Consider the following 20,565-nt stretch of genomic DNA (forward strand, 5'->3'; position numbering starts at 1 on the left):
AGCTTTTATGCGCTACCACACGAAAACCGCCCTCACGGCGGTGGCGACCCTGCTCGCCCATCCGTTCCGTTCGATGTTCGCCGCCCCAAAGGCGGAACTGACCCTCACGCCCCCGACGCTTGCGCGCGCTGAACTGCCTGTGCTGCCGCGCGCGCTCATCGGCGCAACCGTGCGCGCTGACGCTACCAATGATCCGAAGGCCATGATTGAGCAGCTTCAGGCCGCTCACAAGGAATTCCGCGACACGATCGAAGCGAATATCGGCAAGAAGGCCGATGGCGCGGAGGTTACGGAGAAGCTGAACGCGCTCAACGGCACGATGAACGCGCTGGAGGTGACGCTCAACGAGCACGCGCTCAAGATCGCTGCAGCGTCGATGAACCCGGGCGGGCCGACCGATCCGTCCGACCCTGCCTATACCACTGCATTCTCCAGCTTCATGCGCGATGGTCGCCGAGAAGACGAAGAAACGCTGCGCGCCGAGCAGAAGAAGGGGCCGCGCGCGGCAATGTCGGAAGGTGTCGACGCCGACGGTGGCTTGCTCACTCCTGTCGAATGGGACCGCACCATCAGCGGGCGCCTGAAGCTGATTTCGCCGATGCGGCAGGAAGCGACCGTGATCCGCATCAGTAAGCGCGGCTTCACCAAGCTTTTCACCGACCGTGCAGTCGGCAGCGGCTGGGTAGGCGAAACGGCATCGCGCCCGGCTACCTCCACGCCGCAGTTCACCGCCCTTCCGTTCGGCCTGGGCGAGATCTACGCCAATGCCGCTGCTAGCCAGGATCTTCTTGACGACGCGGAAATCAATCTGGACGAATGGCTCATCGGTGAAATCGACACCGAATTCTCGCGCCAGGAAGGGATTGCCTTTGTAGCCGGCAATGGGACCAATAAGCCGCATGGCATCCTTGGTTATGTCGACGGCGGCGCCCATGATGACCGTCACCCGTGGGGCGCGATCGAGGTCGTGAACAGTGGCGCGGCTGCCCTGTTCACTGCCGATGGCATGGTCGATGCCATGTACAAGCTGCCGGCAGCCTATACCCCCAACGCCAAGTGGTATCTAAACCGCACGTCCCTCGGTTCGATCCGGAAGCTGAAGGATGGCCAGGGCAACTTCCTCTGGCAGCCGACTTTTGTGGCAGGCCAGCCTTCGACGCTGGCGGGTTACCCGGTCATCGACGTGCCGGACATGCCCAACGTCGCCGCTGACGCCATCTCGGCGCTGTTCGGTGATATGCGCGAGACCTATCTGGTTATCGACCGGATCGGCCTTCGCGTGCTGCGCGACCCTTACACCAACAAGCCCTACATCTGCTTCTACGCGACAAAGCGCGTGGGCGGCGGGGTGAAGAACCCCGATTCGATGAAAGCGATCAAGATCGGCACCGGCGCATAAGCCGCTGAATACCTCCGGGGCGGCTCACGTCGCCCCGGTTCATCGAAGCGGCGTGCAGCGCCGTTTCGGTCAACCCCAGGAGGACACCATGACCACCAAGAAGACCGAGGCGGAAGATACCGCCAAAAAGGCAGCCTACATTGCGCCCGCCGACAAAGTCGACACGTCGGGCGCTCCCCAGCAGATCGTCCCCGACGTCGATTTGGATCATCCTGCAGTGGACAATGATCCGCGCGCCGGCACGACGGTCGAGCAGAACCAGATTGACTTCAACGACCCGACCCTGACCGGCCAAGAGGCGGTCGAGAAAAGCCTCGCCGAGCAGGCGAAGTAACCAGGAAGCGCGACGATGGCGGAGCTTATTACCGTTGAGCAAGCCAAGGCCCATTTACGGGTTGATGGCAGCGATGAAGACGGATTGATTGGCGACATCATCGTCGACGCTCGCGGATGGATTGAGAGTTATACGGGGCTGATCCTCACCCAGCGCACCGTGCGAGAGGTGTTGCCTCGCTTCACCTCTCGCTTGCGCAGCTGGCCGATCGATACGATCGACAGTGTGACGTATATCGACGCGAACGGTGTGGGGCAGCTGCTGGATGCCTCGCTCTATGTTTCGCAGATTGCAGCGCGGCCCGGCGCATTGCTCGGCAAAAGCTGGCCTGGTCTGTACCTCGGCAGCCGCATCACGGTGGAGCTGACGGCGGGCTTCGCTTCGGCGGATGCCGTTAAAGAGTTCTCTCCGAACCTCATGCGCGCGATGAAGCTTCTGATTGCAGGCTACTACCATGACCGCGAGACCGGGGGCTTGACAGCCGATGTTGAGGAAGCCGCCAAAGCGCTATGCCGAGGTCTAAAGGACTGGCGGGTATAATGGCCGTATCGTCACTCCGGGCGGGCCGTCGCGACACCCGCATTGTGATCGAGCGCCTCACTGAGGTCAGCCGCGACAGCTTAAACCAGCCCATCATGGATTGGACCGAGCACGCGAAGCTTTGGGCCAACGTCTTCTTTGGCACTGGTGCAGAGCAGCGCGCCGCCGCGCAGACTGAGGCGACGCAGGCCGCGAGCTTCGAAGTGCTGGCCAGCAGCATGACGAAGGCGATCACGACCGCTGATCGTATCGCTTTCATGAATGGGCATTGGGATATTCGCGCCGTCGTGCCGATCGGCCGCGAAGGCATCAAGATCAACGCTGTGATGCGGGTGCCCTGATGGCACGCCGCTCGGCTTCGCGCTTGGAGGGTTTCCGGGAGGCGTCGCGCCAGCTCAATGACATGAGCCGGGCCATGGCCCGGAATGTCGGCAAACGCGCGCTGACCGATACGGCCGAGATCCTTGCGCGGGGCGTGCGGGCGAATGTTGGTCCGCACAACCTGACCGGCGACACCTATGAAAGCGTCGATGTCGAGCCGGCCAAGCAGAAGAAGGGCGTCGCGGTCGAAGTGGTGCTGGCCGACATCGCCGGCGTTCAGCTGGAATTCGGCAATAGCGACCAGGCCGCAACGCCGGTTTTCCGGCCAGCGGTCGATAGCAACCGCCAGAAAATGGACGACACCTTTGCCGTCCTGCTGCCGATCGAGATCGACGCGGCGGTAATCCGCAAGGCCAAGCGCGCGGCGCGAAAGGGTGGCGCATGAACTTCCATGAAGGCGTTACCGCCCGGTTGCTCGACAGCCCGCTGGTGACGGCCATTGTCGAGCAGCGCATCAACTGGGGCATCCGTCCGCAGGGTGAGCCGCTGCCGGCTGTGACCTTGCAGGTCGTGTCCGATCCGCGCCCTGCGCACCTGAAAGGCATTGATGGTGCCCGCTTTACCCGCCTGCAAGGCGACTGCTGGGCTGAAACCCAGCTTCAGGCGCTCGCGCTCGCCAAGGCCCTGATCGACACATTGCAGCCGCCGGCGACCGTGGGTGGCAAGAAATTCGGGAATGCGCTGGTCGATGGCCAGCGCGACCTTGGGGAATCCGTAGGCTCGGGGCAAGCTACCCAGTCCAGCGGCACATATATCCATCGGCAGTCGGTGGATCTTCTTATCTGGCATGTAGGAGATTGAAATGCCCGGTGAAACGCAGGAAGCCACTGTCGGCTACATGGGGGAATTCCACTTCCAGAACGCGACGACGCTGTATGAACTGAACCAGGTCAAGAGCTTCGGCGTGCCCAGCGGCGGCACGCGCGAGCAGACCGAAACGACGCATCTCAAGTCGCCGGGCTGGCGCCGCGAATATGTCAGCACCTTCTATGAAGACAGCGACTTCGAAGTCGTCATGAACACCCGCGCCTTGTCCGACACCGACACGCTGTGCGAAGCGGCGCTGAAGGCCGGCGATGTCCGCCCTTTCAAGGCGGTGTTGCCGGAAAACGGCGTTCCGGTCGCGCAGATCACCGGCACGGCCAAATGCATCGGCTATGATCGCGGCGAAGTTTCGATCGATGGCGTGATGGAGGCTACCGCGACGTTCCGCGTCGTCACCATTGACGACATCGAAGCCTACGAGGCCTGACGCCCATGGCGAATATCGAACGCGGCGAGGCGTCGTTCGTTCATGGCGGCGTTTCCTATCTGATCGTCATGGACATGAACGCCTTCGCCGAGGCCGAGGAAGCCGCCGATATGGAGGTGGAAGATCTGCTCAAGGCGCTGTCGCCCAAGGTCGACGCCAAGGGCAATATCATCAAAAAGCCCCGGCTGAAGCATCTGGGCGCCATCCTGTTCGGCGGCCTGCGGGCGCACCATCCCGGTGTCAGCCATGCCGATGCCATTCGTCTGCTCAATGCGCCTGGTGCCGGCGAAGCGATCGGCAAGGCGCTGACGGGGGCGATGCCAAAGCCGGACCCGAGTGCGGAGGGAAAGGCGATGCCAAGCGCTGGGACTGGGACGAAGCGCAAGAAGACTGGGCAGCAGAAGGCCTAGAGCCCGCGGCCTTCTGGAGGCAGACGTTCCGATCCTATGGCGTGATCATGCGTGGTCGCGCGCGCGGTCACCAGGAGCGGATCGTCATCCTTGCCCATCAGATTGAATCGATGGCCCGGAAGAAGACGCTCCGGGAGGTCAAACATTATCTGCCCAAGCCCGGCAATGCGCCCAAGCCCAGCGGGACTTCGGCAATGCTGGCCATGGTTCGCCGGTTCAAGGCGGACCAGGACGAACGCGCAGCCGCGCGACAATCATGAAACTGGAGTGCTGAATGGCGAACGGACAGGGTAAGGGGGTCGTGCTCGGCTACCTGCGCTATGTGCTGGGCTTTGACAGCCTCGCTTTCGAAGAGGGGCTGACGGACGCGGAAAAGCGCCTGAAGGCCGCGCAAAAGTCCATCCAGCGCACTGCGGACGGCTTTAGCGACATCGGCAAGAACCTGTCCAAATATGTCACCCTGCCCGTCGCTGGCGCGGCTGCTGCCGTCCTCAAGATGGGCGGGGATTTCGAAAGCAGCATGAACAAGGTCGCCATCTCGACGCAGGGCACTGCGGCCGAGATGAAGGCCATGAATGATCTGGCCCTGAAGCTGGGCAAGGATACTGTGTTCGGCGCCACCGACGCGGCCGACGCGATGGACATGCTGGCCAAGAACGGCCTGAATGCGCGTCAGATCCTGGACGGGGCCACGACCGCAGCGGTGAATCTGGCATCGGCGGCGGGATCGGAGCTTGCCCCCGCTGCTGACGCGATCACCGACGTGATGGCCCAGTTCAAGCTGACCACGGATCAACTGCCCAACGCCGTCAATCAGATCACCGGTGCGGTCAATCAGTCGAAGCTCGACTTCACCGACTTTGCCCAGGGCATCGCCCAGGCGGGCGGCGTTGCCGGCAGCGTCGGCGTATCCTTTCAGGATTTCAATGCTGTGCTGGCTGGAACATCCTCGCTATTCGCCAGCGGGTCGGATGCCGGTACCAGCTTCAAGACGTTCCTGCTCGCCCTGCCTGGCAACTCGAAGCCCGCGATTGCGGCGATCAAGCAATATGGCCTTCAATTCTATGATGCGCAGGGGAACCTGCGGTCGATGGCCGAGATTGCCGAAGAGCTGCGCACGAAGCTTGGCGGGTTGAACGACCAGGCCAAGACCGATGTCATGAAGACGATCTTCGGCACCGATGCCATGAGCACGGCCATCGGCCTGATGGACCAGGGCGCCAAGGGCATCGACACGATCAAGGAAAAGATCGCCGAGACCGATGCCGCTGCGCAGTCGGCCCAGCGCCTCAAGGGCTTCAATGGCCAGATGGAGCAGCTGAAAGGTGCGGTAGAAACCCTGTCGATCGCCATCGCCCAATCCGGCTTCCTGGAATGGGCGACGCAGCTGGTGACGGCCGTGGGCAATATCGTCGATCGGCTGTCGGAGACGAACCCGGCCATCCTGAAATTCGTGTCCATCGTCGCCGGCGTCGCCGCGATCCTTGGCCCGGTAGCCGTCGCGATCGGCGGCTTCCTGAGCGCGGTTGCGCCGATCGCTGCGATGATCGGTACGGCCGCGACGGCGGCGGGCGGTTGGGCGGCGGTGATGAGTGCGCTGGTGCCGCCGGTTGCGGCTGTGGCGGCGGTTCTCGCTGCGGGCTGGCTGGCCTGGCAGAACTGGGACAAGATCGGGCCGCTGTTGTCGGAAGTCGGCGATGCCATTGTGGCGGCGATCGGACCGTCGGCAATCGCCCTGTTCGATGCGCTGAAGGATGCGGCGACCGCTCTATGGAATAGCGGCTTCGTCGATGTCATCGGCGCCGTGCTGACCGAAATCGGCAAGTTTGCCTCGCTGGTCGCCAGCGTTATTGGCGCCGAGCTGCCCGGCTTCTTCAGGGCCTTCTCTTCGCTGGTTGGCGGCGTGTTCAAGGTCTTTGCCGAAGGGATCCGCGCATGGACGGCGCTCCTGTCCGGCGACTTTTCCGGCGCATGGGAGCATGCAAAGGGGGCGGTGGTCGCCGCTGTGCAGGCCATTGGCGGTGTCATCGGCGGCCTTTACGATGCCGCCATGGCGGGAATTGAGCGCCTGGTTGTCGGCATCGGCCAGTGGATGGGCGTGAAGCTCGATGTCATCTGGGGTCGGGCCAAGCAGCAAATTCAGGCGGTCGCCGACAAGTTCAAATGGCTGTGGGATGTGGTTGTCGGCCATTCCTATGTGCCGGACATGGTCGACGCGATCGGCGCCAACATGGCTCGCCTCGATGCCCTGATGGTCGACAAGACGGACAAGGCGACCAAGAAAACCGCCGACAAGTTCCGCGAGATGGCGGCGAAGGTCGGCGGCATCATGGACGATCTGTTTCCCAAGGTCGCCCAGCTGCGCGAGGAAGAGGCTGCGCTGATCGCCCTCCAGAACGACACCACACTGACGGGCGATGCGCGCAAGGCGGCGATCGACAAGCAGACTGGCCGGGTGCTGGATGCGCGCGATGCTGCCCGCGAAGAAACGTCGCCGGCGCTGGGCAACATCACGCCCGTCACCGGCATGCTGGATGATGCTTATGCGACATTGGCCAAGGCGGGCGAAGACGCCGCAAAGTCGCTCAGGGCCGCCAATGACAATGCCGGCAAATCCTTCGTCGACATGGCGAACACGGCGCTCAACGCCCTCTCCAATCTGGCCAATGCCATCAAGGGCGGCGGCATATTGGATATCCTGTCGAGCGCATTCAATGCCTTCGGCGCGATCGCTGGCACCGGGGCGTTCGGCAAGAACCTCCAAACGTCCTTCGCCAACTTCACGCCAATATCGGGCTTTCGCGCCAATGGCGGGCCGGTTTCCGCCGGTAGCACCTATGTCGTGGGCGAGCGGGGGCCGGAGCTCTTCACCGCGAAGCGCTCGGGCTATGTCCATGCCAACGGGTCGGAAGCGACTGGCGGCGGCCGCAGCCGGGTCGAGGTGGTCCCGTCCGCCTATTTCGATGTCGTGGTCGACGGGCGCGCGGCGCGCGTGGCGGCACCCATGTCGGTGCAGGCGGCGACTGGTGCATCGGTGGGCGCGCAGCGGGCGACCGCTCGCCGTAACGGCCGGAGGCTTGCGTGATCGAACTGCCCGAGGGCTGTCATCCCAACGGCGCCAATCCGGCGCTGGTCGATTTCGGCGGCGTGCAGAAGGGCGCGACCGGCGGTGCGGCGCTGCGCATCAACCGGAACGGCAACCGCTTCCGCGTGGCCATGACCATCCCCGTCAGCATGGGCCTGCCCGCGCAGCGCATCGTGTCCCGTCTGGTCCAAGGAATGGCGGCGGGCCTGAAAGTCGAATATCCGCTTCAGGGTGTCGACCAGGGATACCCCGGTGCTCCGGTCGTTGATGGCGCCGGGCAGTCAGGCGCGCTGATCAATCTGCGTGGACTGACCCCGCACTATGCCGCGGAAGAAGGTTTCTGGCTCGCCATCCATGATGCAACTGGCCAGGGCTATCTGCACCAGGTCGGCGCGCAGTCTTTCGCCGACGCGGATGGCAAGATCGTGCTGAAGGTGCAGCCCAACCTCCGCTACCCCTTTGCCGACGGAGCGATTGTCGAGTTGGCCAGGCCCACCATCGAAGGACTGGTGGAGGGCAATGAAATGGGATGGTCGCTCGCGCTGGGCGGGCTGGTCGAAAATCTGTCTTTCACCATTGAGGAAGCGGCGTGATGCAGGATGATAGGGCGATGCGGCAAGCGGCCAGCATGCGCCATTATGACCAGCAGACGAAGGAAGCCGAGCATCGTCTTGGTTTCGCCATCGGCTTCGCCCAGTCAGGATTGCAGGCCCTGACGCTGGTGAATGGCGGGGCGCTGGTCGCCCTGTTCACCTTCATCGGCTCTGCCAATGTCGTGCGGTTCGATTTCCAGTGCATCTGGACGGCGTTTGCGGCTTTCGCGGCCGGCCTGGTCTGCAACATGGCGGCCTATCTGGCTGCGCATCTGTCGCAGGACCAGTTCTACCTGACTGCCCAATATTCGGCGTGGAAGGTGGAAGATGAAATGATTGGTGCCGCCGCCCGACATGATCCGCGCGCGCCATGGCGGCGGGGGCAGAATGCCCAGATCGCCGCGATCGCGGCCGCCATCCTGTCGCTCATCTGCTTCCTGATCGGCACAGGCTTCGCCCTGGGCGGCGTGCTGGCCCGGCCCTGATCCATGCAAAGCGTGGCTCTCACCGGCCTCCTGAAGCTGGAGCTTCGGGACGGACGGACCATTCGTCTGTGCGACGGCGGCTTCTCGCAATGGGGCAGTGAAACCTTCATGTCGAAGGATGACACGTTCGGCGTCGTCGGCACGATGGAGGGTTTCGAGGAAGGTGTCAGCGACGAGGTTCCTGCTTTCGCCATGACATTCCTGCCGGTCAGCACGGCGGCTGCGGCCGAGCTGTCCGCGCCAGGAATGCAGGGATCGCGCCTGCGGCTCTGGATCGCCGAATTGGACATGGCCACCGGTCAGATCATAGGCGAACCGGATCAACAATTCGACGGTCAACTGGACCAGACGAAGTTGATCATCGGCAAGGGCAAGCGTGAGCTGGAGATGAGCTTCGTGCCGATGGGTGAGCGGTTCTTCAACTCCAATGACGGCAACTCACTGTCGGACGCCTTCCATCAAGACGTCTATCCCGGCGAGCTAGGCGAGCAGAATGCGACGGGCCTGACGTCGGCCGTAGCGTGGGGCACCGAGGCGCAGCCGGGATCGAACGGCGGCAGCGCGCAGATCTATCCGTCGAGCGGGTGGAACGCGATCAACTTCTGGAACCCAAGAGACAATGTCTGAGATGAATCGCCGCGTCGCCGCGACGCTGAAAACCCTGGCCAAGTTCGACCGGCCTTTCAGCTGGAAGAACCGGGCGACCTGCATTCATCTCGCCCGGACCCAGATGCGCAACATGGGGCACACGCCGCCGGCGATCCCGGATTTCCGATCCGCGTTGGGCGCTCGCACGGCCCTGGCAAAGACAGGGTTCGCCGATGTCGCCGCGCTGCTCGACAGCCTGTTGCCGCGCATCACTCCCGCAGAAATGTGGGTCGGGGATCTCGCGCTGCTTCCCGGCGATGACGCCTTTGACTCGATCGTCATTGCCGACACGGCAGGCAAGCTGGTCGGCTGGCATGAGGATGATCCCAGCGGCGTAAAGCCGCAGCTGGTTTTGTCGCTGAATCAGGTCGTCGGTGCTTGGCGACTTTAGAGGCAGGCAATCACGTTCGCGAAGTTTTTGCTCGGATCGTCAGGCCTAGGACCATTTGCGCGTATTTCGATGGCTGAACCATTCCCGTGCCCCCGAACGTCCACAATCACAAAAGGCGTCAATCCTTGGGGCGATTGAGCCGACAGAACGACGGAAGTGCCATTCTCGATCGGAACGGATGCAACCGAAGTTCCGCTTCCAGATTGAAGCGCGCTAGCGGCGCAAGCAGCCACAGAGTTCGGAGGCTTTACAGAGCTGCCAGTGAAGTAGGCGGGCTTTGCCCGAACGTCACTGACCGAGACGCATCCGCCGAGCGCAACCAGCGCCGCACCAACTGCAAATCGCATTCAATTCCTCCAAAGGGACCTACGCCATATGTCCAAGACGTTGCGAACTGTAGCAGTTATCGCAGGCGCGGTCGCGCTTGTGGCAACTGGCGTCGGTGCAGCGGCGGGCGCAGGACTGTTTACGGCGGGCACCACGGCGGGTGCTGCTTCGGCCGCCGCCATATCTGCAACGGCCACGAGCATCGCGACGTATGCGACGCTCGCCGCTACTGTGGCCACAATCGGCGCCCAGATCACGGCCAAGAAGCCGCCAGCGCGCGGCACCATCAATCAGGTCATCATCGCCGCCGAGCCTGTAGCGCCCGGCCTCTTGGGCCGGACCTATAGCGGCGGCGTGCTGCGTCATGATGTCGGCTATGGCGCGACGCTCAAGAAGGTGAAGAACCCCTATCGCGGCATGGTGATCGAATATTCGGTCGCCGGCCCATGCCAGTCGCTGGAAGGCATCTATCTCGACTATGCCCAGATCCCGGTGAGCGGATCCGCTGCGACCGGCTATTATTCCGGGTTCCTTTACCGCGATTTCCGGCGCGGCCTGTTCAGCGAAACGGCGCTGGTGCCGCACTGGTCGGGAATGCCGCGATGGGGCAGTGCATACAAGCTGTCGAGTAAGGCGGCGATCCTGTGGAACGCGCTGTTCGACAAGGACGGGAAGCGATTCGCATCCGGTTTCCCCGCCTCGGGCGCAGTCTGGCAGGGCGTCATGACCTATGACGCGCGCAAGGACAGCACCTATGCGGGCGGCTCGGGATCGCACCGCATCGCGGATGAGACGACCTGGGCCTATTCGGAATGCCCAGGCCAGCATGCTCTGGCCTATGTGCTGGGCCGGTTCCGCAATGGGAAGAAGGTGTTCGGTGTCGGTCTGCCGGCGGACGGCATCATCATTCAGGACTTCGTCACCCTGTCGAACATCTGCGATGCCAACGGCTGGAAGGTCGGCGGCGTGGTCTATGAGCCGGGCGACCGCTGGGCGAACCTGAAGCGCATCCTGGAGGCAGGTGCGGCCGAGCCGATGTGGCGCGGCGGCAAGCTGGGCCTCAAGTTCAACGCCCCCCGGATCTCGCTCTATACGCTGACCGACGCGGATCTGGCTGACCCTGACGCCGAAGTCACCGCCATGCAGCCATGGGCGCAGCGGCTGAACGGCATCCGCCCGAAGTATCGGTCGGAGGCGAACAAGTGGGAATATGTCCAGTCCGATCTCGTCAGCATCGCCAGCTATGTGACCGAGGATGGCGAGCCGAAGATCGAGGAACAGCAATATGACCTGGTCCAGAACAAGGACCAGGCCGCCCAGCTGGCCGCCTACAAACTGCTGAACGGGCGCGAGCTGGCGCCGATCATCATCCCGTGCAAGCCGCACATGCGTCATTTCGGGCCGGGCGACATGATCACGCTGCAACTGCCCGAGCATGGCCTGGCCGGCAAGGATGCGATCATCCTGAAGCGGCAGCTGGACCCGGAGACCATGGTGGTCACCTTCACCCTGATGTCGGAGACGGCCGGCAAGCATGATTTCGCGCTGGGCCGCACCGGCACCGCGCCGCCGACGCCCGCGCTGTCGACCGGAGAGGATCGCGACGACATCGCGACCGAGGTTGTGAAGGGCGCCGACGGCTATTCCATGGCTCCATCAGGCTGGGTTCGCGCGATCAGCTGCACCTATGCCGGCGTTCCCAAGGCCGGCCAGTTCCCGCTGTCGACCAGCTTTCTCGTCTACCGGGGTGCCGAGGATATCAGCGACGATCCGCTGACCACCTACAGCCTGACCACCTCCAACCTGGTCGCATCGCTTGGCGGCACCAGCAACCGGACGCTCACGATCGATGCCATCACCGCCGATCGCGGTACGGCGCAGATCATCGCCAGCTATAACGGCACGGCCGTCGGCGTCGCAAACGTCAACTTCACCAAGGTGCGTGATGGCGGATCGGTCAATTCGGCGACCGACACGACGCTGTCGATCAACAACAGCGCCAGCTATGGCCCGGTCGGCGGCGGCCCGCTATCATTGGCGGTCGGGCCGGACGGATCGGTCAGCGTGGACGTCAATCTTCCCTATGGCGCGTCGTCCGGATCAGGCGCGCTCGCCGGCAAGATCCAGTATCGCACCACGCCCGGCAGCGGCACATGGACCGATCTGGCAGCGGAAACGCAGGATCCTTACGGCGCGAGCGTGGGCGAGCCGTCGACCCTGTCGATTTCCGCCTCGATCGCCGGGCCGGCGACCGGCGCGACTTGGGAATTCCAACTGCTCACCCGGCGCTATATCGGCACGGGCACGTTGACCGTCGGACCGGAAGCGGTGCTGACCGTGGGGTGGAACGGTTGATGGCTCGACCCACTCACCGGCTGAAGGCCGACGGATCGCTGGTCTATCCTGAGGGCTATGACGCGGCGGTGATCGAGGTGCTGCCCGCCGACCATTATGCCGCTGGCGACCTGATCGAACTGGAGGCACGGCTTCTGGCGGAAGTCGACCATGAGCGCGAAAGGCTGCGCGCGGCCGTCATGACGCAAGGTGAGGGCCAGTCCTACGCCTATGCCCAGAAGGCGCAGGAGGTCTATGACTATCGCAATGTCGTCGGCACCCTGCTGACGGCGCTGACCATACCGCAACGCACCGCCCGCTACCCCTTCGCCATGGCCGAGGCGAGCGCGAGCGCCGACGATCTGGCGACGGTCATTTCCCGATTTGAAACCGGCATGGAGATATCCCGCAGCCGCATCGCCGCCGTGGAGGCGACAGCAACCAAGGCCAAGCGCGCGATCCGCGCCGCAACAACCAGCGCCGCCAAGCAGGCGGCCTATTCGGCCATCACCTGGCCCTGACCTGACCGACCAACATCGGAGATGAGATGACGACCGCAGCGAACAAGACGCTGAAGGCGCGAAGGAACGCGCCTTTTGAATGGCGCTTCCAGGTGATGAGCGCGCTCACGCCGATCGACCTGACAGGCTACAGCTTCGCCATGCAGCTTCGCCAATATGGCGCCGCCGCTGCTGTCCTGATCGATCTTGCGATGACCACGACCGAGAACGCCAAAGGCATCCGCATCGTCGACGCGGCCCAGGGCCGCCTGCACCTCGTCATTCCGGAGGCGGACATAAACGGATTGCCCGGTCTCCATGTGCCGGCAGTCAATGCCGCCCAGGCCTTTCCGTATGATCTGCGCGTGGTGCCGCCGGGCGGGATGCCGAGTGTCTGGATCGAGGGCGATTTCATCGTGAAACCAGGGGTGACCAAGCTGTGAGCATAGCGATCATCGAAGAATATGAGGTCATCCAAATCACCCCGGAAAATCTCCGGCTCGATGCGGAAGTCGAGCGCCTGGATACCCGGATTGACGGGCTCCTGTACGCCAATCTCGCTACGATCCGCCCCCAATCCGTCGCGGCCCAAGGCCCCCGCGTCATCTGGGACCGCCACGACCTCATGGGCGGCGGCATGAACTGCATCTACTGGCCGCTCAATTCGCGGGCCTATGATATCGTCATGGGCGACGACCTCGCGAACACGGTGGCGAACGCCGAATGCGAGGAACTGCTCGGTTATAGCAAGATCGTCCTGTCTGCCACTGATGCCGCCTGGGCGCTGGTGCTGGACATGGACACGAAGCTGCTGGCTGGCATGCTGTTCAACGACGCCAAGGCGCTGCTCGACAGCAAGCCCGGCCGCGTCAAAATCCTCATCAGCAAATGGGGCGAAACGCTCGATACCACGCTTGATGTCGTGGACCTCGCCAATGCAGTGGGCGAAAACCTGATCGCCAACGGTCGGACCATGGACGGCTGGGACATGTCTGGAGTCACGACTGACGGGGCAACCGGCGTATATGGCCCGACGCTTGGCGGCAACATCACCGGACGGGGCTTCACCAAATGGTGGCAGGCTGGTGTCAACGGCGGTCAGGTGCTGGTGAACTGGCGCTCCCGGTCTATCCGGTCGCGTGGCGAGTTCGGCTTTGTCCGTATGTATGTCGGGCTGGACGCGCTTACCGATCTTTCCGGCGCGGTGATGCAACTCCACCTGTTCAATGACAGCGGCGCTTATCTCGCGACCAAAGACGTGCCGTGCGAGCGCAAGCTGTCCGACTACGAATATGTGTTCGCCGGTCGCTTCATCATTGACCAGGACAATGTCCGCGAAATCCGCGTCGGTCTTGCAGCAGGCGTTTCAGGCGCTGCCAAGGCTGGGTTGACCGGTGCTCAACTCTATGTCGGTGATCGCGAAGTCTACACGATCGGGTTGCAGGATTATCCGGTCTGCACGGCGTCACGGCGCTTTTGCGCATCTCGCCATATCTTCCTGACCAGCGGTCGCGATCTCCCTTTCTACATGAGTCAGATTGGCCAGCGTAAGGATGATTTCCTTGATCTAGTCGCCACGATCTATGCCGGCGGGGCGACGTTCGGTAATGCTCCTTACGAGCGCCAGGGTGATCGCATCTATATCGACGCTGCCAAGATCAAGGAGGCTGCTGGCGGCGTAACCCTGCGCCCGCATGACAAGCCGTCGCGCCGATTCACGATGGATACAACCTTCCATGTCGGCCCCCTGTCTGGGGCAGGCGCCGTCCGGCTGCATGCTGTGGGCAACAGCATCGTCAACCGGGAAGCGCCAGTTCGAGCTGCGAAGGTTCTGGAGGCGTTGGGCTACGCGGTTCAGTGCGTCGGGACGATGATCAATGGTGGCGGCGGAACCAACAATGCCCCGTCTTATGGCGGCGAGGGCCGCGAGGGCATTCAGTCTGCTCACTACACCAACGAACTGACGGACTATGCTATCCCGCTCCCTGCTGGTCAGGAAGCAGCCTATCGCGCGATGACCGACGAGCAGAAGCGCGGCTATAATCCATATCTGGTCGCCAGTTCTCCGGGCGCGAACGTCTATAACGGACAGCGCTGGAGTATGGATCATTATCTGACCCGCTTCGGTTATGATGATCCGACGCACATCTTTTTCGATGTCCTGCGCAATGACATTAATTTCCAGACACCTGCGACTGCACTGGCGCAGGTGCAGCGCGCCTTCAACGCATTCTATGACAGCAGTCGATCCGCCTGCCCTGACGCACATATCGGCTTCATGGTCGGCGGCGAAGGACGGACGGATGGCGCCGACGAAGAATGGTACGAGGCTTACTGGCCGATACTCACATGGCTGACTGACGCGATCGAGATCAAGCGCGTTGGCGGTGATGCCAAAGTTTGGCTGATCGGCGGGTATCAGCATATCAGCGGCGAGACTGGCTGGGGGGTCTCGACGGACAGCACCGATGCGCTGACGGGAGCGCGTGTCGAAAGCATGGTGGACAGCACCCATCCGCAGCTTGTCGCCCGTGCGCAGTATGCGGAGGTCGTCAGCGCATGGGTGCATAGCACTTCCCCGGTTCCAGCCAGGTTCTGGGGCGTGTCGGCCAACACGGCGCTGACAGGGGCGCAGGTGATTGCGCTGGCGGGCAGCGAGCTATCCAGCACGCGGGCCAAGGCGTTCACCGTCACGGCGGCCGACCAATATGTCTATATCGCCTATCTGGCGAGCCTGGGCGATCCGACCGGCTACGCGATCGGCGGCTTTGGCGAGTCCTACGTCAAGACGGTGGTCAGCGTCACCACCGCCGCCGGCCACACCGCCGACTACATCCTCATCCGATCCACCAACAAGCTGACCGGCACCGTGCCGGTGGAGGTCAAATAATGGCTGATATTGCGAGTCCGATTAAGACGCTGGGCAACTTTCCTGCGGTGGACCCGTCCGTCCCGGCGATCGGCACGGCCGATCAGATCGCGGACGGCACCGCCAAGGTCAGCATGGCGGCGGGGGAGCGGGAGGGGCTTCGGGCGCAGTGGCTTGCACCGGATGCGCTCAGCCTGACCGGGCCTGCGAGCGGACTGACATGGACCAGCGCGCACAAGTCGGTCGCGCGGGCGATCCGCGTTCGTGAGGTTGTCGGTTATGGGTGGGATCGCGCGGATCACTATTATATCGCCGTGTTCGCACATGGGGACGGCGCGGTGGGTGATCGCATCATCATACGGCGCGCATCGGACAATGTCGCGGTCATCGACACGACGGAGGCGACCATCGCCAAGTCTGCATCGGGGCCGACCCGGCGTGTTATCGCCAGCAGCAGCATCCAGATCACGCTGGACATCGACTATCACGAGCTGGCGACCGGCGTACTGGTCAATTCGGCGACCGCGACCCCGCTCATGCTTGCGCCGCGCCTGATCGACGTACCGCCAGCGCAGGCATCGCGGGCGCGCAACATCGCCTATGATGCGTCTGGCGCGCTCAATGCAGGTGCTTACCAGGGCTCTGGATCAATACCCGTCCAGGTGGCGGCCAGCGCTGAACTGGCCGCGCTCGGCGTGTCGCGCGTGCATCCGATCGGGACCGGCACCACGGCGGCATCCCTCTACAAGCGTGATGCATTGCCAGCGCAAACGGCAAGCAAATATGTAGTTGTCGGCGCATTGGTCAGGTCCGCCGATGGCACGACCTGGCCCGCCTCGCCCATGCTCTCCATCTACGTCTATAACGCACTTTCGGGGGGATCGCAGGTATCAGGTCAATCTGAGGCGATCGGCGGCCATGTGCAAATCAGCGACAAGGTGCGTTGGTATTGGGGCCGATCGCGTTTGCCTGCCAGCGGGACACTGGCGTCAATGGCTTACGGTCTTAACACACTTGCGGCGGGCGCGGCGGTCGAGATTGGCGGATGGACCGCTGCTATCGCCGAAAACGCACTAAGCCCAAATGCGGTGAGCATGGTCGATTGGTCTGGCTACTCGACGCGGGATGCATGGCGCGATTCTACTGACAGCGCGATAGCGACCAACAACACAGCCATCAACGCACGCGCTGACAAGCTGCGTCGCGGCGACAAGCCATGGTCAAACATCTGGCCGAACGGCAATAACGATCCGCTGGAGGCCGCGCCGATCTGGATTAACGGCAGTTCGACCGTCGATCCGGCATCTGCGGAGATGATGGCGCGCGGAATATACAAAGCCGTCAATGTCGGGACGGGCGGCAGCAACCGGTTGCGGGAAGCCGCAATACTCAATGCCGGATCGAGCGGCCAATACTTTGTCGCCAGCCTATATGCATACGCATCGGATGGTGTGACGTGGCCGGTTTGCGGCGTCTATTGGTATGCCGGAGCCATCTATGTGGGCGGGTTGACTATGACCTCCTATATCCAGATCGACAGCACAACTCGGCTCTATCATGTGGCCGGTCAACTGCCTGACCGCGCTGACCTGACCGCGCTACGCATAGGTGTGCTGGCGACCGTGACCGGCACGGCACAGATCGGCGGATGGTCCTATGTGCAGCACAAGTCTGCACTGACGATCGATGATGTAGTGCAGGACGATTGGTATCCGGCGATCACCCGTCGCGATCGCCTGCGCGACATCAAGCGCCAAGTCGATACGGTCGCCAAGCTACCCTTTGCGGGAGAGACGTGGGTTTATTTTGGCGACAGCATCACCGAGAGCTTCGGCGTCCCTGCGGCGGTCGCCGCCCTTACAGGTGCGACGGTCATTAACGGTGGTTTTGGCGGATGTCGCTGGACGCCGCGCGTCACGTCGAGCGAACCGGACGCCTACACCAACGAGATGAGCATGGTGCGGCTGGCAGAGCGCGTCCGTACCGGGATATGGACGCCGCTGATCAATGCGGCGGATAGCCTGTTTGCATTTAACGGCGACGACAACCGACCGCAGGCGGCGGCGCTCGCGGCGACAAACTATGCAAATGTCACCCGCATCATCATGGATTGGGGCACCAACGACTGGTCGGCGGGCAGAGCCATCGGCGCTGCGGATAGCGCCTCCGAATATGACCTGCGCGGCAGTATCAATCTGGCCATCAGCCGCATTCTGACCGCCTACCCGTTAATCGAATTGGCGCTGGTGACGCCTTGGTGGCGCGGGCCAGCGGCAGTGCTGGGCGACAGTAATGTAAATCCTAACGTAAACGGCGTCTATCTGTCCGAGTTTCAGGACGCGATCATCGCGGCAGGGCGTCGTAATCAGGTGGCCGTTCTACCTATGCATGATCTGTTTGGCGCAAACCTGGCCAACAAGGCCACGCTGTTAGGTGATGATCTGCATCCGACGGCTGCGGGCGCGGCGCGGAAAGCGAGGCTGGTTAGCGCGTGGTCACGCGCAGTGTGGAAACCATGATCACCTCCGCCGCCCAACAGATGATGCTCCATGGTGTCGTGAGCGTCAGTGACTGGGGTGCAGTAAATCAGCCGATTGACCGATGACCCCGGCGTCCCCGCCAAAGGCCAGGCGCCGGGATCGCTGGCAACCGCTGAGCAGCCGGCAACCCGAGCGTCGTCACGAGCGGGTCATCCGCGCTGATAGGGAGGCTACAATGCACACACAACAGGGGGCGGCGCGCAGTGGCACATGATGATATGATGGTGCGGTTCGTCTACATCCCGCTCGCCGCGCTGATGGGAGCCGTTTCGTCGCTTGGCGCAAGGCGCTGGCGATCGATGACGAAGACGAAAATGGCGCTTGCGATCCTGATGGGCGCTACGTTCGCGATGTTCGTGACGCCGTGGGCGGCGCGCGAGTTCGTCGGGGTAAAGGAGGATGACGCAAGGGCTATCGTGGCCCTGACCTACCTGTTTGCGATCGCCGCACACATCATCCTGCCCTGGATCATCCAGAAGCTTGAGCGGCTCATTGGGACAGGAGACATGCAATGATCGCGTGGGACATCCTCAACTCGCTGGCACGGCTGGCGATAACCATCATCCTCGTCTGGAAGCTGGTTCGCTTTCCCGGCCTGTTCAATGCATGGGAGCGCAACGGCATGGCGCTCGCCGCCGGCTGCTCGCTCATGACGGTGACAGTCATCTGGGAAGGTCAGCGCAGCCCCTTCGACGGCTGGGCCACCACGCTCTTTTCGATCGGCGTCCTTATTTACTTCATCGGCCGCATGATGCGGCACTGGCGCCATGAGCGCGCGAACATCGAACAGCTACGGCAAGGGGGACTGCAATGACCACCATTTCCGATGACGACTTCGTGCGGCTGTTTCAGGAGCGCACCGGCCTTTCGCCGATCGACGGCTGGGCAGGCCTCGACACGATCGCGATGCTGGACAAGCTGGCACCGCCCAAGCCTGCGCCGGCAACCGGCTTGCCCGATGACTATTGGCCGATGCTGTCCAAGATCGAGAGCGGTGACCGGCCTTACATCAAGGCCAGCACCTCCAGTGCTTCGGGCCTGTATCAGTTCATCAAATCAACCTGGCTCGGCGAAGGCGGCAAATGGGGCGCCGACATGTCCAAGGCCTTCGGCGGCCTGATGCCATCGGCCGATGAGCAGCTTGCGCGCGCCAAGACGTTCACCGCAAAGAACGCCGCCTATCTGCGCGGCAAGGGCATCCCGATCAACAGGGCATCGCTGTACGCTGCGCACTTCCTCGGCCGCGTTACTGCCGCTGCGATCATTGGTGCCGACGTGAAGGCGAGCGCTGAAGCCCTTGCCGGCCCTGCCGCAACCAAGGCAAACCCTTCGATCTTGAAGGGCAAGACGGTGGGCGAGTTCCTGACCTGGCTGCAAAAGAAGACCGGGGAGTGGGCGCGATGACCCCGCCCAACGATCACTTCTCCGAAATCGTTCTGCTCGGCATCATCTCGATCGGCGTCATGGTGCTGATGGGCCTCGCGATCCGCGACAACAGCGCGGGCGAGGCTTCGGCATGGACTGCGATCCTTATGGCCATCATCAACGCTATCAAGGAGCGGTGGCAGCAGCGGAGCCTTGATCGCATGGGCCAGAGCCTCGCCAACGCGCCGCCGGCCAATCCTCCTGCGCAGGATCCGCAGCCATGAACCTAACCGACATTATGACCGCCTTCTGGCTGACCGTGGCTCTCCTCGGCGGCGGCGCCTGCATCCTGGCCAACTATCTGACGAGGGCGCGCTAATGGGACTGGGCAAGATCACGCGCGGGCTCGGCAAGGTCGGGCTCGCGTTTGAGGCGCTGGGCTATGTCGTGACCGCTGCAAAGGCGCTCGGCCGGGCGGTCAAGCGTGCCCCTGACGCGCGCCGCGATGACGATAAGGTGCGCCAGGAGCCGGAAAACGATAGTGAAAGGCGCGCAGGTGAACAAGACTGACCCAGCGCATTTTTGCCTGAAATCGGTTTACACCGAAAATCCAACCTATTGATAACAAACAAGCTGATTTAGGGCAGTTTTACAGCGGAGCGCCCGAGATTGCTGGATTTTAAAGAGCTTGGAAGGCTAGTGCTCTACCATTGAGCTATACCCGCCCGTCAGGTGACGCGCCCTGCCATCATTCACCGGGGCTCGTCAACAGCCCATTGATGGTAAATGCGCGAGAACGCCTCTTAACCCGGCCTCGTCTTTGTTCTATCGCTCGGCCATGACCAACCCGTCCCTGCGCCAACTCGACATTTTCGCGCAGATGGTGGCCGCGGGCAGCCTGACGCGCTGCGCCCAGACGCTGGGCGTTTCATCCGCCGTGATCGAGCGCGACATGGCGTCGCTGGAAATGCGGCTGGGCTATCGCCTGTTCGACGATATTCGCGGCGCGGCGCGGCTGACCCCGGCGGGCCGGCGCACGGCGCAGGCGATGACCCTGCTGGCGCAGGACGATCCCGAAGATTGGGCCGAGGAAGCCACGCCCGCCCCCACCC

25 protein-coding genes are annotated in these 20,565 nt (G+C 62.9%); all 25 read left to right on the forward strand.

Translation table 11 applies throughout. The annotated features are described in order from the left end of the window. The first annotated feature begins 7 nt into the window (after positions 1-7). Positions 8-1,399 carry a phage major capsid protein gene (locus tag CG471_RS07955; RefSeq protein WP_099231479.1) on the forward strand — a complete coding sequence of 464 codons (1,392 nt, stop codon included), beginning with the start codon at positions 8-10 and terminating at the stop codon, positions 1,397-1,399. A gap of 88 nt (positions 1,400-1,487) precedes the next feature. After that, positions 1,488-1,733, forward strand: a complete 246-nt coding sequence (locus CG471_RS07960; protein ID WP_099231480.1) for a hypothetical protein — start codon at positions 1,488-1,490, stop codon at positions 1,731-1,733. 15 nt (positions 1,734-1,748) lie between these two features. Further along, positions 1,749-2,273, forward strand: a complete 525-nt coding sequence (locus CG471_RS07965; protein WP_099231481.1) for a head-tail connector protein — start codon at positions 1,749-1,751, stop codon at positions 2,271-2,273. Next, a complete protein-coding gene (locus tag CG471_RS07970; RefSeq protein WP_180275641.1) occupies positions 2,273-2,614 on the forward strand; it encodes a phage head closure protein in 342 nt (113 codons plus the stop codon). Before CG471_RS07965 ends, CG471_RS07970 begins: the two co-directional genes overlap by 1 nt. 74 nt (positions 2,615-2,688) lie before the next feature. Next, positions 2,689-3,039 carry a hypothetical protein gene (locus CG471_RS07975; RefSeq protein ID WP_180275642.1) on the forward strand — a complete coding sequence of 117 codons (351 nt, stop codon included), beginning with the start codon at positions 2,689-2,691 and terminating at the stop codon, positions 3,037-3,039. Next, entirely contained in the window at positions 3,036-3,455 is a 420-nt protein-coding gene (locus CG471_RS07980) for a DUF3168 domain-containing protein (protein WP_099231484.1), read from the forward strand. Before CG471_RS07975 ends, CG471_RS07980 begins: the two co-directional genes overlap by 4 nt. Position 3,456: 1 nt before the next feature. Next, complete coding sequence (locus CG471_RS07985; RefSeq protein ID WP_099231485.1) at positions 3,457-3,906, forward strand: phage tail tube protein; 450 nt, start codon at positions 3,457-3,459, stop codon at positions 3,904-3,906. Positions 3,907-3,911: 5 nt separating this feature from the next. Further along, positions 3,912-4,316, forward strand: coding sequence for a hypothetical protein (locus CG471_RS07990; RefSeq protein WP_099231486.1), 405 nt, complete (start codon positions 3,912-3,914; stop codon positions 4,314-4,316). A gap of 47 nt (positions 4,317-4,363) precedes the next feature. Further along, complete coding sequence (locus CG471_RS07995; RefSeq protein WP_143560168.1) at positions 4,364-4,576, forward strand: hypothetical protein; 213 nt, start codon at positions 4,364-4,366, stop codon at positions 4,574-4,576. 14 nt (positions 4,577-4,590) lie between these two features. After that, entirely contained in the window at positions 4,591-7,401 is a 2,811-nt protein-coding gene (locus tag CG471_RS08000) for a phage tail tape measure protein (RefSeq protein WP_099231488.1), read from the forward strand. After that, complete coding sequence (locus CG471_RS08005) at positions 7,398-7,994, forward strand: hypothetical protein (RefSeq protein WP_099231489.1); 597 nt, start codon at positions 7,398-7,400, stop codon at positions 7,992-7,994. The genes CG471_RS08000 and CG471_RS08005 overlap by 4 nt, the downstream gene beginning before the upstream one ends. After that, positions 7,994-8,479, forward strand: a complete 486-nt coding sequence (locus CG471_RS08010) for a hypothetical protein (RefSeq protein WP_099231490.1) — start codon at positions 7,994-7,996, stop codon at positions 8,477-8,479. The genes CG471_RS08005 and CG471_RS08010 overlap by 1 nt, the downstream gene beginning before the upstream one ends. Before the next feature lie 3 nt (positions 8,480-8,482). Beyond that, positions 8,483-9,106: a hypothetical protein gene (locus CG471_RS08015; protein ID WP_143560169.1), complete on the forward strand. Its 624-nt coding sequence runs from the start codon at positions 8,483-8,485 to the stop codon at positions 9,104-9,106. Continuing rightward, positions 9,099-9,518, forward strand: a complete 420-nt coding sequence (locus tag CG471_RS08020) for a hypothetical protein (protein WP_143560170.1) — start codon at positions 9,099-9,101, stop codon at positions 9,516-9,518. The genes CG471_RS08015 and CG471_RS08020 overlap by 8 nt, the downstream gene beginning before the upstream one ends. 375 nt (positions 9,519-9,893) lie before the next feature. Then, positions 9,894-12,200 carry a phage tail protein gene (locus CG471_RS08025; protein WP_099231493.1) on the forward strand — a complete coding sequence of 769 codons (2,307 nt, stop codon included), beginning with the start codon at positions 9,894-9,896 and terminating at the stop codon, positions 12,198-12,200. Then, entirely contained in the window at positions 12,200-12,700 is a 501-nt protein-coding gene (locus CG471_RS08030) for a hypothetical protein (protein ID WP_099231494.1), read from the forward strand. Before CG471_RS08025 ends, CG471_RS08030 begins: the two co-directional genes overlap by 1 nt. 26 nt (positions 12,701-12,726) lie before the next feature. Further along, positions 12,727-13,122, forward strand: a complete 396-nt coding sequence (locus tag CG471_RS08035; RefSeq protein WP_099231495.1) for a hypothetical protein — start codon at positions 12,727-12,729, stop codon at positions 13,120-13,122. Continuing rightward, positions 13,119-15,569 carry a hypothetical protein gene (locus CG471_RS08040; RefSeq protein WP_099231496.1) on the forward strand — a complete coding sequence of 817 codons (2,451 nt, stop codon included), beginning with the start codon at positions 13,119-13,121 and terminating at the stop codon, positions 15,567-15,569. Before CG471_RS08035 ends, CG471_RS08040 begins: the two co-directional genes overlap by 4 nt. Continuing rightward, on the forward strand, positions 15,569-18,067 hold the full coding sequence (locus CG471_RS08045; protein WP_099231497.1) for an SGNH/GDSL hydrolase family protein: 2,499 nt from the start codon (positions 15,569-15,571) through the stop codon (positions 18,065-18,067). Before CG471_RS08040 ends, CG471_RS08045 begins: the two co-directional genes overlap by 1 nt. Positions 18,068-18,306: 239 nt before the next feature. Next, positions 18,307-18,603: a hypothetical protein gene (locus CG471_RS08050; protein ID WP_099231498.1), complete on the forward strand. Its 297-nt coding sequence runs from the start codon at positions 18,307-18,309 to the stop codon at positions 18,601-18,603. Beyond that, complete coding sequence (locus CG471_RS08055; RefSeq protein ID WP_099231499.1) at positions 18,600-18,902, forward strand: hypothetical protein; 303 nt, start codon at positions 18,600-18,602, stop codon at positions 18,900-18,902. Before CG471_RS08050 ends, CG471_RS08055 begins: the two co-directional genes overlap by 4 nt. After that, positions 18,899-19,492 carry a hypothetical protein gene (locus CG471_RS08060; RefSeq protein ID WP_099231500.1) on the forward strand — a complete coding sequence of 198 codons (594 nt, stop codon included), beginning with the start codon at positions 18,899-18,901 and terminating at the stop codon, positions 19,490-19,492. The genes CG471_RS08055 and CG471_RS08060 overlap by 4 nt, the downstream gene beginning before the upstream one ends. Beyond that, complete coding sequence (locus CG471_RS08065) at positions 19,489-19,737, forward strand: hypothetical protein (protein ID WP_010336112.1); 249 nt, start codon at positions 19,489-19,491, stop codon at positions 19,735-19,737. Before CG471_RS08060 ends, CG471_RS08065 begins: the two co-directional genes overlap by 4 nt. A 94-nt stretch (positions 19,738-19,831) precedes the next feature. Further along, on the forward strand, positions 19,832-20,023 hold the full coding sequence (locus tag CG471_RS08070; protein WP_099231501.1) for a hypothetical protein: 192 nt from the start codon (positions 19,832-19,834) through the stop codon (positions 20,021-20,023). A gap of 268 nt (positions 20,024-20,291) precedes the next feature. Further along, positions 20,292-20,565 (forward strand): LysR family transcriptional regulator (locus CG471_RS08075; protein WP_180275643.1); only part of this gene is annotated, 274 nt, incomplete at its 3' end.

Origin of the sequence: Sphingobium sp. IP1, assembly GCF_002708645.1 — a bacterium.
Taxonomy (GTDB): Bacteria; Pseudomonadota; Alphaproteobacteria; order Sphingomonadales; family Sphingomonadaceae; genus Sphingobium; species Sphingobium yanoikuyae.